Here is a 14,835-nt window from a genome sequence, read left to right on the forward strand (position 1 = left end):
CCGGCCGCGCCGTTTTCACCGGCGGCGCGTCACTTCTGCTGCTGCTGGAGATCGTTCAGCCGGACGTTCTCGGCGGTGGCGCCGACGCGCAGCCCGTCCGGTGTCGGCTCGATCACACTGATCCGCGACCCGACCGGGAGGTCGGCGACCGGGACCGTCCAGGTGAGCTGCCCCTTCACCAAGGCCAGCGGGACCGGCGGGCCGCCGTCCGAGCTCACCGACACCGGCGAGATCGCGATACCGCGCGCGGTCGGCTTGACCTCCACGACCGCGGTGGTGGTCAGGGGACGGCCGAGGAAGGTGCCCACGAGGTCGACCTCCAGGTCGTCCCCCTTCGGCCCGATCCGCTTGACGCCCTTCGGCGCCTCCTTCTTGATCACGTCGTAGGGGATGACGGCGGACGCGGTCGCGGTGCGGGCGGAGACGTTCGCGGCGCTGCCCTGCGTGACCTCCGACAGCGGCGCGCTCACGCCCCGCATGTCGACCTTGACGCCGGTGACGGTGATGCCCTGCTGCGTCCAGTCGTCGATCGTCACCTCGATGTGGTCGTAGTCGCCGCCGAGCGCCTGCGTCAGGAACGGGAAGCCGTGGATGGTGACGTCGGGCCGCTGCTGCAGGTTGTACTGCGCCGCCACCTGCTCGCCGATCTTGTCCTCGGCGATCCGCACGCCGAGCCGGTCCGCGGCGACCACGCCGACGGCCACGAGGACCAGCAGCGCCAGCAGTACTTTCCGCATGTCTCTCCTTCAGGCTCCGGCACGCGCCCGGTCATGGCAGTCCGCGCACACCATAGTGCGCGGATGCCCATGAACGGGTCGCACCGGAGAATGACCTCACAACCCGAAAAATCACACCACGGTGAGATCAACCGCCCGCGAACGGCGGGAGAACCTCCACCACACCGCCGTCCGGGAGCAGCACGGACTCGTGCGCGCGGCTTCCCACGGGCTCCCCGTCCACGAGGAACGAGCTGCGCCCGACGACCCGCTGGAACTCGCCGCCGCGCCCCTCCTTGGCCACCGCCGCCGCGACGGCCTCGGCCAGCGTCCCGGCGTCGTACGGCTCCTCGTGCGTCCCCGCCGCCGCCTTAGCCGCCGCCCAGTACCGCATAGTCCCTTTGGCCATGTCACCAGACTCTCATTCCCCTCCCTGAACCGGCCCGACCCGGCCACTCCGTTGCCCGCCGGACCGCCTTGTATATGCTCATGGGAAGGGATCCGGGCGACGAGGCCATGGAGTTCACCAGAACCCCTTCATGGCCGCCTCGTCCTTGAGCCGCCGGCCGTGGCCGGGGCTGGAGGATGAGCCGCCTGGGTCCTACGTCTTTTTCAGGGACGGGAGGCGGCACGTGAGCAGCTTGCTCCTGCTGACCAATGCGTTGGAGCCCTCCGACGAGGTCCTGCCCGCGCTCGGCCTTCTGCTGCACTCCACCCGCGTCGCCCCGGCCGAGGCGTCCGCGCTGATCGACGCGCCGCCCGCCGACGTCCTGCTGGTGGACGCGCGCCGCGACCTGGTGCAGGCCAAGAGCCTGTGCCGGCTGCTGCGCACCACCGGGCTCGACTGCCCGCTGCTCGCCGTCGTGACGGAGGGCGGCCTCGCCGCGCTCAGCCCCGAATGGGGCCTGGACGACGTGCTGCTGCAGACCGCCGGACCCGCCGAGGTCGAGGCCCGCCTCCGCCTCGCCGCCGGACGCGCCGCCGCCGAGGCCGACGCCGACGAGGCCCCCGGCGAGATCCGCAGCGGCGACCTGACGATCGACGAGGCCACCTACACGGCACGGCTGCGGGGCCGCGTCCTCGACCTCACGTTCAAGGAGTTCGAGCTGCTGAAGTACCTGGCCCAGCACCCGGGCCGCGTCTTCACCCGCGCCCAGCTCCTCCAGGAGGTCTGGGGCTACGACTACTTCGGCGGCACCCGGACGGTGGACGTCCACGTCCGCCGCCTCCGCGCCAAGCTCGGCGCCGAGTACGAGTCCCTGATCGGGACGGTCCGCAACGTCGGCTACCGCTTCGTCCCCGACCACCGCCCCGGCGACGCCGAAGAGAAGAGCCCCGCCCGCGCGTGACGGGAGAACCCGGGCCTCGCCGCTAGATCCGCGCGCCCCGGTACCGCTTGGAGACGCAGGACTTCGCCGTCCCGCACAGCCCCAGTTCGAGCCGGTAGACCAGGTGGCCCCTGCGCGTCGCGAGCCGGCCGGGCGGGGTGAACGCCGTGATGTTCACCGCCTTGGTGCCCTGGGCCACGAGGGTGTAGTTGCGCTTCTTCTTGAAGTCGTGGACCCAGATCTTGACCCAGTGCCAGCACTTGCCCTTGGTCCGGTGCGAGTCGCCGTAGTTGAAGCTATAGCCGTTGACGTACCGTCCCCAGCTCGCGCACTTGCCGTGCTTCAGCTTGTGGACCTCGCCGGACCCCGCGTGTGCGGCCGGCGCGGTGGCCATGGGCGCGACGAGGGCCGACGAGACGCCGGCGACCACGACGAGCTTCCGTACGCGCGATTTCAAGGCGGCCCCTTTCTCTGGTTTCTCGGACATGCCGAGAATCTAGAAAGGCGCCGTCTCCCCGGCGTCTCCCCTCGCGTCTCCCCGGGCGCCGCCGCGCCGCGGGCTCCGGGGAGCGTGCCGCGGAGGCTCAGCCGAAGCGGCCGGTGATGTAGTCCTCGGTGGCCTTCTGCTCGGGGTTGGTGAAGATCTTGCTGGTGTCGTCGATCTCGATGAGCTTGCCCGGCTTGCCCGTCCCGGCGATGTTGAAGAAGGCCGTGCGGTCGCTGACACGGGCGGCCTGCTGCATGTTGTGCGTGACGATGACGATCGTGTACTGGGTCTTCAGCTTGTCGATGAGGTCCTCGATGGCGAGGGTGGAGATGGGGTCGAGCGCGGAGCACGGCTCGTCCATCAGCAGGACCTGGGGCTGGACGGCGATGGCGCGGGCGATGCAGAGGCGCTGCTGCTGCCCGCCGGACAGGCCCGCCCCGGGCTTGCTCAGCCGGTCCTGGACCTCGTTCCACAGGTTGGCGCCGCGCAGCGACTCCTCGACGATCTCGTCCAGCCGGGCCTTGCGGCGCACGCCGTTCAGCTTCAGGCCCGCCGCCACGTTGTCGTAGATCGACATGGTGGGGAACGGGTTGGGCCGCTGGAACACCATGCCGACGACGCGGCGGACGGCGACGGGGTCGACGGACGACTCGTACAGGTCCTCGTCGTCCAGGAGCACCTTGCCTTCGACGCGGGCGCCCGGGATGACCTCGTGCATGCGGTTGAGCGTGCGCAGGAACGTGGACTTTCCGCAGCCCGACGGCCCGATGAACGCCGTCACCGAGCGCGGCTCCACCGTCATCGAGATGTCCTCGATGGCGTGGACGCCGCCGTAGTACGCGTGCAGCCCGGAGACTTCGATCCGCTTGGCCATGGGGTGTTGCTCCTTATCGGGGTGTCAGCGGCCTGCGGGCCTGCGGCGACCCGCGACGAACCGGGCGGCCAGGTTGAGCAGCATGATGATCAGGATCAGCACGAGCGCGCCCGTCCAGGCGCGGTCGATCGAGTTCTGGTTCGGGTCCTTCGCCTGGTCCCAGATGAAGGTGGGCAGCGAGCCCTGCGCCCCGTCGACGGGGTTGGTGTTGATCACCTTGGTGTAGAAGATCGTGAGCAGCAGCGGCGCCGTCTCGCCCATCACCCGCGCCACCGCCAGCATGATCCCGGTGATCATGCCGGTGAGCGCGGTGGGCAGCACCACGAACAGGATCGTCCGCCAGCGCGGCACGCCTAGCGCGAAGGACGCCTCCCGCAGCTCGTTCGGCACCAGCTTCAGCATCTCCTCGCTGGCCCGCACGACGGTGGGGATCATCAGGATCGTCAGGGCGAGCGCGCCGGCGAACCCGGAGAAGTCGAACCCGAAGGTCAGCAGCCACAGCGCCAGCACGAACAGGCCGGCGACGATCGACGGGATGCCGGTCATCACGTCCACGGTGAAGCTGATCACCTTGCCGAGCCGTCCGTCCCCGGCGTACTCCACCAGGTAGATCGCGGTGAGCACGGCGATCGGGACGGAGATCAGGCTGGTGATCAGGACCTGCTGCAGCGTCCCGATGATCGCGTGGTAGGCGCCGCCGCCCGCGTCGCGGCCGCCGACGGCGTTCATGGAGAACTGGAAGAACGTCAGGTCGAACCGCTTCGCACCGTTCACGACGACGGTCCACAGCACCGACATCAGCGGGATGAGCGCCAGCGCGAACGCGAGGTAGACCAGGACCTGGACGAACCGGTCCTTGATCCGGCGGCCGGTGGACACCTTGGTGAGCGCGGCCCCCGGGCGGCCCTTGCTGGTGGAGACGGTGGTCACACGAACTCCTTACGGCGCGCGACGACCGCGCGGGCGGCCATGTTGACGACCAGAGTGATCACGAAGAGGACGAGACCGGAGGCGATCAGGGCGCCGCGGCCGGTCACCGACGCCTCGTCGAAGCTGTTGGCGATGTTCGCCGCGAACGTGCTGCCGCCGTTCTCCAGCACGTGCCAGTTGATCCCCGGGACGAAGGTCAGCACCATCGCGACGGCGATCGTCTCGCCCATGGCGCGGCCGAGGCCGAGCATCGAGGCGCCGATCATGCCGGACCGCCCGTACGGCAGCACCGACATCCGGATCATCTCCCAGCGGGTGGCGCCAAGCGCCAGCGACGCCTCCACATGGTCCTGCGGGACCTGGAGGAACACCTCACGGGAGATGGACGAGATGATCGGCAGGATCATGATCGCCAGCACCACCGAGGCGGTGAAGATGGAGTTCTTGCCGGGGCTGTCGCCGCCGAGCAGCGGGATCCAGCCGAGCGTCGAGTTGAGGAACTTGCTGATCCCCTCCATGTGCTTGGACAGGAAGGCGAGGCCCCACAGCCCGTACACGATGCTGGGGACGGCGGCCAGCAGGTCGACGACGTAGCCGAGCCCGGACGCGAGCCGCCGCGGCGAGTAGAACGAGATGAACAGCGCGATCCCGATCGCCACCGGCGTCGCGATGAGCATCGCCAGCAGCGACGACATCACCGTCCCGAACGCGAGCTGCGCGATGCCGAACCTCGGCGGCGCCGCGTTCGGGTTCCACTCCTCGCTGGTGAGGAAGCTCGCCTCGTTGTCCTGCAGGGCGGGGATCGCCTTCCAGACGAGGAACGCCCCGATCGCGGCGACGATCCCGAGGACGACGATGCCGGAACCGCGGGCCGCCCCGGCGAAGATCCGGTCACCGGCCCGTCCGGTGCTCATCCGGGTGCCGGTCGCGCGATGCCGGGCGCCGGCGGCCACCTCGGCGCCCGACTTCGCCTCGACGCCGCTCTCGCTGCTCATGGGGGGTCCTCCTTGGATCAGGTCGGCCGGACCCACGCCAGCCCCGCCGCCGAGGTCGTCGGCGGCGGGGCGGCGGGTACGGTCATCCGCTGTCAGGACAGCGCCTTCACGGACGTCTGGACCTTGGTCAGCACGGACTGCGGAAGCGGCGCGTACCCGACGTCGGTGAGGATCTTCTGGCCGGCCTCCGACGAGGTGTAGGTCAGGAACGACTTGACGAACCCGGCCTGCTCGGCGGGCAGGCCCTTCGAGCACGCGATCTCATAGGTGACCAGGACGATCGGGTAGGCGCCCGGCTCCTTGGTCGCGTAGTCGATCTTCAGCGCGACGTCGTTGCCGGTGCCGACGACCTTCGCCCCGGCGACGGCCTTGGACGCGCTGTCCGGCGACAGCTGCGTGTACTCGCCGGCGCCGTTCTTGACGTGCGCGGTCTGCAGCTTGTTGTTCTCCGCGTACGACATCTCGACGTAGGAGATCGCGCCCGCGGTGCTCTTCACCTGGCTGGTCACGCCGTCGGACTTGGGCGCGCCCTGGCCGGTGGAGTTCGGCCACTTCTTGGCCTTCTCCCACGTCCAGATCTTCGGCGAGGTGGTGTTCAGGTAGTTCGTGAAGTTGTCGGTGGTGCCGGACTCGTCCGACCGGTACACCGGCTTGATCTGCGAGGACGGGAGCTTGGCGCCCTCGTTCTCGGCCGCGATGGCCGGGTCGTTCCACGTCTTGACCTTGCCGGAGAAGATCTTGGCGATGGTGTCGGACGACAGCTTCAGCCCGTCCACGCCCTGCAGGTTGTAGACCACGGCGACCGGGCCGACGACCATCGGCAGGTTCAGCGCCGGGTTCCCCTGGCAGCGCTTCTGCGCCGCGGGGACCTCTTCCGGCTTGAGCGCCGAGTCCGAGCCGGCGAACGCCACCTGCCCGTTCGTGAACGCCTGGATGCCCGCGCCCGAACCGCTCGGGTTGTAGTTGAGGTTGGCGCCCGCGCACTTGCTCGCGTAGACCTTCGTCCACTCCTCGACGGCGTTCTTCTGCGCGCTGGAACCGGCCGCGTTGACGCTCGCCTTGGCGCAGTCGATGTCGCCTGTCGGCACGCGGCTGGACGACGCCGTCGTGTTGTCATCGCTCCCGCAGGCGGTGAGGGCCAGTGCCCCCGCGACGACCACGCCGCCAAGGGCGGCGAGTCGGGAACCGTTCTTCACCGGAGGGTCTCCTCTTATATCGTCTCGCGGGACCCCCGGGGCCATCCCTGGTCAGCTCTCTGGGGCGCCGGGGTCACCGTCGGATGTGACGCTAGGCAGGCGAAGTGACCAGCCGCCCCGATCCAGGTGAACGAGTGATGAACGAGGGCGTGCATCACTACGAAGAATGTCCCGATTTGCCATGTACGCCGGGTTAACAGCGCAGCTCACAAGCGCAAAAAACTCACCCCGGCCGAGTAAGGCAGGTTTAGAACGGAGCGTTTCAGGAGAGCCCGGCCGCGTCCGCGGCGTACATGACGTCCACGGCGTGGCGGGTGAAGCCGAGCGACTCGTACAGGCGGACGGCCGCGACGTTCGACTCGTCCACGTACAGCATGAACTGGGCGGCTCCGGCGTCGCGCAGGTGGTGCAGGCCAGCCAGCGTGAGGGCGCGGCCCAGGCCGAGGCCCTGCGCGTCCGGGTCGACGCCGACGACGTAGACCTCGCCGAGGCCGCCGGGGTGGGCCTTCGTCCAGTGGAAGCCGGCGAGCCGGCCGCCCCGCTCGGCGAGGAGGAAGCCGGACGGGTCGAACCAGTCCTCGGCCTCGCGGTCGCGGACGTCCTCGATCGTCCAGGCGCCCTGTTCGGGATGGTCGGCGAAGGCGCGGGCGTTCACCTCCTGCCAGGCCCGCTCGTCGCGTCCGGGCTCGAAGGCCCGCAGGGTGACGCCCTCCGCGACGCGCGCCTCCGGCAGCGGCCCGGACGCCGGGCGCCGCATCTGGAACAGCGCGCGGACCCGCGCCATGTTCTCGGCCCTCGCCAGCGCCGCGGCCGCGGGCAGATCGCCGTGCGCCCACACCCGCAGCGGGCCGCCCGCCTCCGCGCGCAGCGCGCGGAGCAGCGCACGCCCGTGCCCCCGGCGCCGGTGCCCCGGGTGGACGACCAGTTCCCCGGCCGCGGGCTCCTCGCCGGTCGCCGGATCAAGGTGCGCGTACGCCACGATCACACCGCCGTCGGAGATCGCCGTCCCGGCCCGTCCGCCGCGCAGCGCGAGCAACGCATGCTCGGACAGCGGCCCGACTCCGTCGGCGTCCGCCGCCGCCTGGGCCAGGGCCAACACGCCGGCGACCTCCTCGCCACCGTCCAGGACGCGCACCTCGCTCATGATCGCCACCCTATGCGCCGGACGCCGTGAACCCCCTGATCAAGTTGTCACAGAAACGTCATCGTGCCGCCGGGAAGCGTATGCCGGGCGCACTTACCGTCCGCAGCATGACTCGACGACGCACCATCCTGGCCTGCGCCGCGGCGGCGCTGACGGTCGTGGGCCTGGCCGCGCAACCGGCGGCGGCGCGGCCCGCCCCGACGGCGGCCGTGCGGCTGCTGGCGCTGAACGACTTCCACGGCAACCTGGAGCCGCCGTCCGGAAGCTCCGGCAGGGCCATCGACGAGAACGGCGACACCGTGCTCGCGGGCGGCGCCGCCTATGTGGCGGCCCACCTCACCAGGCTGCGGAACCGCCACACCCTCACCCTCGCGCAGGGCGACCTGATCGGGGCCTCGCCGCTGATCTCCGCCGCCTACCACGACGAACCGTCCGTGCAGTTCCTCGGGGACGTGGGCGTCACGGCCTCCGCGGTCGGCAACCACGAGTTCGACGAGGGCTACCAGGAGCTGCTCCGCATCCAGAACGGCGGGTGCCATCCGGTCGACGGCTGCTCCCCCGCCGGGACGTGGCGCGGCGCGAGGTTCGACTACCTCGCGGCGAACGTCCTGAAGAAGAGGCACCAGCGGCCGGCCATGAAGCCGTGGACGATCCGCAACGTCAACGGCGTCCGGGTGGGCATCATCGGCGTCGTGACGAAGACGACCCCCAGCATCGTCACCGCCGAGGGCATCAAGGACCTGGAGTTCGTCGACGAGGTCGCCGCCGCGAACCGCGCGGCCCGCGAGCTGAGGCGGCGCCACGTCCGCGCGATCGTCCTGCTCGTCCACGAGGGCGACCAGGTCAGGGCCGGTTCGCGGCCGGACGAATGCGGCGTCCTGCCCGGCGCCGGATCCCGCATCGCGAAGGACGCCGACCCGGAGATCGACGTCGTCCTGTCCGGGCACAGCCACCAGCAGTACCTCTGCTCGGTCCAGGACCCGAACGGCGAGCCCCGGCTGTTCTCGTCCGGCTCGTCCTTCGGCCGCGTGATCACCGAGGTGAACCTCCAGGTGGACCGCCGGTCCGGCGACATCGTCCGGTCGTCGCTGAAGGGCGACAACCACGTCGTCACCCGCGACATCGCGCCCGACCCCGCGACGGAGCGGTTCGTCCAGACCTGGAAGGACCGCGTCTCCGAGATCGCCGACAAGCCCATCGGCAAGATCACCGCGGATCTCACCCGCGCCCCGTCCCCGGCGGGCGAGACCGCGCTCGGCGACGTCATCGCGGACGCGCAGCTCGCCTCGATGAAGGGCCTGGGAGCGCAGGTCGCGGTGATGAACCCGGGCGGCGTCCGCACCGACCTCACCTACGCGGCGAGCGGCTCGGAGGGCGACGGCGTCGTCACCTACGGCGAGGCGTTCGCCGTCCAGCCGTTCAGCAACGTGATGGGCGTCGTGTCCCTGACCGGCGCGCAGGTCGACGCCCTCCTCGAACAGCAGTGGACGTCCGCGGGCGAGAAGATCCTCCAGCCGTCGGCGAACCTGCACTTCACGATCGACCGCGCGAAGCCCGTGGGCGACCGCGTCTCGGCGATCACCATCGACGGAACTCCGGTCGACCCGTCCACCACCTACAAGGTCGCGGCGAACAACTTCCTCCTGGGCGGCGGCGACGGCTTCTCCGTCTTCACCGATGGCAAGGACCAGGTCCTGGGCCCCATCGACCTGGACGCCTTCGTCGCCTACTTCGCCGCCCAGGGCACCATCGCACCCCCACCCCTCAACCGCATCTCCGTCCAGTAATCCCGCGCGATGGCCCGCCGCCCCCAGGGTCGGCGGGCCTGATCACGCCCCGAAGAAGTGGACGACGAAGTAGACGGCGGCGGCGACCGAGGCGGCCATGGGCATGGTGAGGACCCAGGCGGTGATGATGTTTCCGGCGACGCCCCAGCGTACGGCGGAGAGCCGCTTGGTGGCGCCGACGCCCATGATGCAGGACGTGATCGTGTGCGTGGTGGAAATTGGAGCGTGCCAGATATAGGCGGTCGCGTACAGGATCATGGAGGCGGTCGATTCCGCGGCGAAGCCCTTCGGGGGATCCAGCTCGATCACCTTGCGGCCGAGCGTCCGCATGATCCGCCAGCCTCCGGCGTACGTACCGAGGGACAGGGCGCCGGCGCAGGCGACGATCACCCACAGCGGGACGCTCTGGCCGTCGGAGTGGCCGGTGGTGACGAGCGCCAGGACGATGATGCCCATCGTCTTCTGCGCGTCCTGCAGGCCGTGGCCCAGCGCCATCGACGCCGCGGACAGCGACTGGGCGATCCGGAAGCGGCGGGCGATCCGGCCGGGATTGGCGCGGCGGAAGATCCACAGGATGGCGACCATCACCAGGTAGGCCAGGCAGAACCCGACGACCGGCGACACCACCATCGGGATGGCGACCTTCTCGATGACGGTGCTCCAGCTCACCGTGGACGCCGACGCGAGCCCGGCGCCGACGACCCCGCCGATCAGGGCATGGGAGGACGACGACGGCAGCCCGAAGTACCAGGTGATGAGGTTCCACGTGATCGCGCCGAGCACGCCCGCGGCGACCACGGTGAGGCCGTGCAGCCCGGTCGGCGGCGTGATGACCTCGCTGACGGTCTTGGCGACCTCGACGCCGAGCAGCGCCCCGATCAGGTTCATGACGGCCGCCATCAGCAGCGCCGCCCGCGGGGTCAGCGCCCGCGTGGACACCGAGGTGGCGATGGCGTTGGCGGCGTCGTGGAAGCCGTTGGTGTAGTCGAAGAGCAGCGCGATGACGACGACGAGGATCAGCACGGCGGCCTGCGCGTCCGAGCGCAGGCCGAGGGCCCCGGCGAGGATCACCGCGAGGAAGCCCAGCAGCAGGACGGGCCAGAACCTGGCCGGGCCGCGGCGGACCTGCTCGCCGAGCGTCGGCTCGGCGGCGGACGCCTCGTCCTTGGTCAGCGTCGCGCCGACGGGTCCGCCCACGGCGTGGGCGGCGGGACCGCGCGGCCGCGGGCCTTGCGGCTCGTCCCGCACGCTCATGATTCCTTGACCGCGATGGTCTCGACCGTGTTCGCGACGTGCTCGAACGCGTCGGCCGCGTCCTCCAGCCGGTCGATGACCTGCTTCAGCTTCAGCACCGTGAGGGTGTCGTAGTCGCCGCTGAACAGCTTGGCGAGCAGCTTGCGGTAGACCTGGTCGCCCTGGTTCTCGAGCCGGTTGATCTCGATCCAGTACTCGTTGAGCTCTTTCATCGAGCGCAGCCTCGGCATCGCCTCGGCGGTCAGCTCGGCCGCGCGCTCCAGCACCTCGACCATGTCGACGATGCCCGCGGGGAACTCGTCGATCTCGTAGAGGGCGACGAGGTCGGCCGCCTCCTCCATCTCGTCCATCACGTCGTCGATCGTCGAGGCCAGCCGGTAGATGTCCTCGCGGTCGAAGGGCGTGATGAACGTTTCGTTCAGCCGGCGCATGATCGCGTGGGTGCATTCGTCGCCCGCGTGCTCGCAGGCGCGCATCTTCTCCGCGATCGCTGCCCGGTCGGCACCGTCGCTGATGAGCTCCACGAGCAGCCTGGCGCCGGTGACCAGGTTGTTCGCCGAGTCGGCGAACATGTCGTAGAAGCTGTCCTCACGCGGCGTGAGACGCAAGCGCACGTCGTTCTCCTGATGTGCCGGAACAGTCCGCAGAGGATCGTAGGCGCTACCAGCCGTAAAAAGAACCTTTGCCCCAGCTTCGGCTGGTGTCCTCCATCCTCTCACTTCCAAGATTGCCCCGGATCATGAGGGACATACCCGCCGTCCGCCCCGTATCTGCGGGGACGGCCGCCGTTTCGGGGCTCGGGACGGGCCGGCGCGGAGCGCCCGTCAAGATCATAAGTGAGATTTGTTACACGGCGGGTCGGCGGGCGGGACGGCGGCGAGTCGGCCGTGCCGGGGAAGCGTGCCGGGGCCCGCGTCGGCCGCGGGTAAGACGGACCGGGGACGCCGTGATCGGCGTCCCCGGTCCGCTGCGCGCGACTGCTCTGTTCTCCAGCTGGGAGAGCGTCCTCCCGGACCCCCCTGGGACCGCCCTCAGTCCCGTGGCGTCAGCTCGCGACGACCGGCTTCGTCGGACCGTATTCCGAGCACCATGTCGATTTCCGCGACGGTCAGCGGCCGTTCCGCCGCCGCCACCGCGCTGAGCATCTCGGCATAGAGTTCGATCTCGTCCAGCGCAACACGGTCGTGGACGCGCAAATCGAGGTTCTGGCGCACCGCGTCCACCTCCGTTCGTTCCCCACACCCAGGTCGAGGCTACGCGCCCCGCCAGGACGGGCACATGACCCAAGAGGGCCATTCGAGGGCCACCCGTGACCCTGCCGATCCGGGGGACGCCCACCTGAACGATCTAGGCACCGGCTCCCGGCGACTCTTCATACCCTTCCCAGCCGAGGCCGGTCTGATGCATATGTCGCGATCCTCCGGAGAGTCGCGCGGCGGCCGATCGGCGGCCGCGGACGGGTCAGGGGCGGTCAGCCGCCGGGACGGAAGTCGCCGAGCATCTGCTCCAGCGCGGTCTCGGGCAGGTCGCGGGCGGTCAGCCGGGCCACGGTGGCGGCGTTGACGTCGGCACCCGCGAGCCGGGCGGCCTGCCGCGCCACCGTCTGCTCGAACAGCGCGCGGACCGTCCGGGCGTAGGCGAACTGCGGGTCGCCGCGCAGCCGCTCGAACCGGCTCAGCAGCTCGACGCGCAGCTCCTCGTCCAGGACGTAGAGGTCGCGTTCGGCGTAGCTCTGGAACAGCCGGACCATGTCGCGGTCGCCCATCCCGGTGAACTCCACGACCCGGCCGAACTCGGCCCGGAACGCGGGATTGCCCGCGAGGAAGCCCTCCATCTCGGCCGCCGGGCTGGAGCAGACCACCACGAACCGGGCGCCGCCCGCGTTCATGCGGCGGAGCAGCTCGGCCACGACGGGCGGGCTCCGGTCGAGCCGGTACGCCTCCTGGATGAGCAGGACCCCGCCGAGCGCCTGCTCGACCATGCTCGCGACCCGGTTCTCGGTGTCGGCCCGGTCGCGTCCCGCCAGGTGGACGGGACGGCACGCGACCACATGCCCCGACTCCAGCAGCCCGAGCGCCGCGTAGATGCCGCCGACGAGGCCCGCGACGGTCGTCTTGCCCGTCCCGGGCGGCCCCACGAAGATCAGGTGCCGGCCCTCACCGCTGGACACGCCATAGCGCGCCCGGTCGGCGGCGAGCCCGGCCTCGTCGGCCAGCTCGTGCACGGCGGCCTTGACGTCCTCCAGCCCGGTGAGCTGTTCGAGCTGCCGCAGGTAGCCGTCGATGTCGCCGGGCGGACGCAGCGCCGGCTCGATGCCCTCCGCGACGCCGGCCAGGTCGTCCGGGGTCAGCACGAGGCGGTCGTGGGACGCCCCGGCCCGCTCCATGTTCCGCTGCGCCGCCTGGTCCAGGTACGCCTCGACCAGCCGCGCGTTGACGAGGTCGCCCGGCCCGCGGAGCCGGTTCAGGTCCTCGCGGGCGACCTCCATCGCCGACGCGCCGATCGTGACGCGCCGCTCCTCGGCCAGCACGTGCAGCAGCATCATGCGGTTGTCGAGGTCGCTGAAGTCGGGCAGCCGGTGGACGCGGAACGCCTGGACGAGCTTCGGATGCTCGCGCAGCATCCGCTTGTACGCCTGCGGCTCGCACGTCGCGATCACGGGCGTCGTGTTGACGGGGTCGCGGCGGGCCCGGCGCACCGCGCCGACGAGCGCTCCCGGGTCGGGCGCGCCCGCGATCGCCACGTCCAGGCGCTCGAACAGGACCACCGGGCCGGGCTGGGCGAGGATCTGCCCGATCCGCTCGGCGGGCGCGTCCCGGACGTCCTCGGCGTCGTGCGCGCGGATCGACCCGTCGCCGAGGCCCGCGTTCGCCAGCGTCAGCGCGATCAGCCGGGACAGCCTGCGCTGCCCGCAGTGCGGCCCGCCGACCAGCAGCACGCCCGGCACCCCGGGCCTGATCGAGCTGGGCGCGCCGTCCACCCGGGTCTCCTCGGCGCCCTCGCCGCCGGGCGCGTCCCACTCCTGGACCTGCCGGCGGACGGCGGCGAGCAGCTCGCTCGCGTCGTGGTCGCCGTACACGAAGCCGAAGCCGAAGCGCTCCAGGACGCGGCGTTCGCTCCGGTCCTTCGGGGGCGGGATCTCGTGGACGGGCTGGTCCGGCGAAGGCGTGTCGTCGAGGAAGTCGAAGTCGCCGACCATCGTCTTGGACATGACCTTCGTCCCCGGCCCGGCTCCGGGAACGGGCGGTGGCGGCTGGGCGGGGCCGTCCTCCAGGTCGCCGGGCCCGAGAATCCGCGTGCCGGGCGGACTCGCCGGACCGCCCGGACCACCCGGACCGCTCGGACCGGCCGCCCCTGCCTGCGGCGATCCCGTCTGATCCTCCATACGAGTGGCGTACGGATCGAACGCCGCAGGGGCCTGCGGCGGCGGCTGATACTGCTGCTGTTGCTGTTGCGGTTCCGGAGGCGCAACAGGATTCGGCGGGGGCTGCGAGACGTTCGGTGACGGCGGCGGCGGCCCTTGACGCGGCGGAGCGGCACCGGACGGCTGGTAGCCGAGATGGGTGTACGGCGGCACGAAGTTCTCGTCCGACCCGCCCTCTTCCTGAGGGGTGAAGCCGCCGGGCTGCCGCTCAGGCGCGGCAGGCGGAGGCGGCGTAGGAGAAGCACCCTGCGCAGGCGCAAGATTCTGCGCGGGCATAGGCGGCACCGCACCCGGACGCTGGAATCCGAGCTCCGTGTAAGGCGGCGCGACCTTCCCTTCGTCCCGGTCCTCCTCGGTGGGGGTGGCGCCGCTCATCAACGGGTCCGGAGCCGCGAACGCGGCCTGTTGTCCATGTCCGGCCATCTGGTTGGCGGCCATCTGGTTGGCCGCCTGGTTGGCCGCGGCCTGGCCGTAGGGCTGGGCGGGCGGCTGGACGAACGGACGATCAGGCTCGGACGGCGGGCTCTGCGCGTGCGGAGGCGTACCAGGGGCGATCCCGGGCTGGCTCTGCATGCTGAACGGGGTCGGCTGCGGCGGCACGGGGTTGGGCGGTGGCGTGGCGGTCGGGGAGGCGGCCGTGGCACGGGCCCGGTTGCGTCCGATGATCCCGGCGATGATCGAGGTCGGGACGGGGAAGCCG

At 70.9% G+C, this 14,835-nt stretch carries 14 protein-coding genes; 2 read left to right on the forward strand and 12 right to left on the reverse strand.

Going from position 1 to position 14,835, the window contains the following annotated elements; translation table 11 throughout:
• Positions 1 to 29 precede the first annotated feature (29 nt).
• Together ETD83_RS19395 and ETD83_RS19400 are read right to left on the reverse strand one after the other, a co-directional pair.
• Positions 30 to 737: an LmeA family phospholipid-binding protein gene (locus tag ETD83_RS19395; protein ID WP_138646551.1), complete on the reverse strand. Its 708-nt coding sequence runs from the start codon at positions 735 to 737 to the stop codon at positions 30 to 32.
• Between the two features lie 127 nt (positions 738 to 864).
• A complete protein-coding gene (locus ETD83_RS19400; RefSeq protein ID WP_138646552.1) occupies positions 865 to 1,125 on the reverse strand; it encodes a MoaD/ThiS family protein in 261 nt (86 codons plus the stop codon).
• A 223-nt stretch (positions 1,126 to 1,348) separates the two neighbouring features.
• On the opposite strand from ETD83_RS19400, the gene ETD83_RS19405 reads away from it, so the two are divergent.
• On the forward strand, positions 1,349 to 2,065 hold the full coding sequence (locus ETD83_RS19405; RefSeq protein ID WP_138646553.1) for a winged helix-turn-helix transcriptional regulator: 717 nt from the start codon (positions 1,349 to 1,351) through the stop codon (positions 2,063 to 2,065).
• Positions 2,066 to 2,087: 22 nt separating this feature from the next.
• On the opposite strand, the gene ETD83_RS19410 is transcribed toward ETD83_RS19405, so the two are convergent.
• The 6 genes from ETD83_RS19410 to mshD all read right to left on the reverse strand — a co-directional run bounded on the left by ETD83_RS19410 (position 2,088) and on the right by mshD (position 7,670).
• Entirely contained in the window at positions 2,088 to 2,531 is a 444-nt protein-coding gene (locus ETD83_RS19410; protein ID WP_138646554.1) for a hypothetical protein, read from the reverse strand.
• A 97-nt stretch (positions 2,532 to 2,628) separates the two neighbouring features.
• Complete coding sequence (gene pstB / locus ETD83_RS19415) at positions 2,629 to 3,405, reverse strand: phosphate ABC transporter ATP-binding protein PstB (protein WP_138646555.1); 777 nt, start codon at positions 3,403 to 3,405, stop codon at positions 2,629 to 2,631.
• A 24-nt stretch (positions 3,406 to 3,429) separates the two neighbouring features.
• Complete coding sequence (gene pstA / locus ETD83_RS19420; protein ID WP_138646556.1) at positions 3,430 to 4,335, reverse strand: phosphate ABC transporter permease PstA; 906 nt, start codon at positions 4,333 to 4,335, stop codon at positions 3,430 to 3,432.
• Positions 4,332 to 5,330 carry a phosphate ABC transporter permease subunit PstC gene (gene pstC / locus ETD83_RS19425; protein ID WP_138646557.1) on the reverse strand — a complete coding sequence of 333 codons (999 nt, stop codon included), beginning with the start codon at positions 5,328 to 5,330 and terminating at the stop codon, positions 4,332 to 4,334. The genes pstA and pstC overlap by 4 nt, the downstream gene beginning before the upstream one ends.
• Before the next feature lie 92 nt (positions 5,331 to 5,422).
• Complete coding sequence (gene pstS, locus ETD83_RS19430; RefSeq protein ID WP_138646558.1) at positions 5,423 to 6,526, reverse strand: phosphate ABC transporter substrate-binding protein PstS; 1,104 nt, start codon at positions 6,524 to 6,526, stop codon at positions 5,423 to 5,425.
• A gap of 262 nt (positions 6,527 to 6,788) precedes the next feature.
• Positions 6,789 to 7,670, reverse strand: a complete 882-nt coding sequence (gene mshD / locus ETD83_RS19435) for a mycothiol synthase (RefSeq protein ID WP_138646559.1) — start codon at positions 7,668 to 7,670, stop codon at positions 6,789 to 6,791.
• A gap of 107 nt (positions 7,671 to 7,777) precedes the next feature.
• Between mshD and ETD83_RS19440 the strand changes: the two genes are divergently transcribed.
• Positions 7,778 to 9,457 (forward strand): bifunctional metallophosphatase/5'-nucleotidase, encoded by a 1,680-nt coding sequence (locus ETD83_RS19440; RefSeq protein WP_138646560.1) that lies wholly within the window; start codon positions 7,778 to 7,780, stop codon positions 9,455 to 9,457.
• Between the two features lie 42 nt (positions 9,458 to 9,499).
• Here the strand turns inward: ETD83_RS19440 and ETD83_RS19445 are convergent, their stop codons facing one another.
• From ETD83_RS19445 to ETD83_RS19460, 4 genes are all read right to left on the reverse strand, one after another.
• Complete coding sequence (locus ETD83_RS19445) at positions 9,500 to 10,711, reverse strand: inorganic phosphate transporter (protein WP_230421024.1); 1,212 nt, start codon at positions 10,709 to 10,711, stop codon at positions 9,500 to 9,502.
• On the reverse strand, positions 10,708 to 11,325 hold the full coding sequence (locus ETD83_RS19450) for a DUF47 domain-containing protein (RefSeq protein WP_138646561.1): 618 nt from the start codon (positions 11,323 to 11,325) through the stop codon (positions 10,708 to 10,710). Before ETD83_RS19450 ends, ETD83_RS19445 begins: the two co-directional genes overlap by 4 nt.
• A gap of 417 nt (positions 11,326 to 11,742) precedes the next feature.
• Positions 11,743 to 11,934 (reverse strand): hypothetical protein, encoded by a 192-nt coding sequence (locus ETD83_RS19455; RefSeq protein ID WP_329602899.1) that lies wholly within the window; start codon positions 11,932 to 11,934, stop codon positions 11,743 to 11,745.
• Between the two features lie 248 nt (positions 11,935 to 12,182).
• The coding region (locus tag ETD83_RS19460; RefSeq protein WP_138646562.1) for an AAA family ATPase at positions 12,183 to 14,835 on the reverse strand (2,653 nt) is incomplete at its 5' end.

It is taken from the genome of Actinomadura soli (genome assembly GCF_005889715.1).
Taxonomy (GTDB): Bacteria; Actinomycetota; Actinomycetes; order Streptosporangiales; family Streptosporangiaceae; genus Spirillospora; species Spirillospora soli.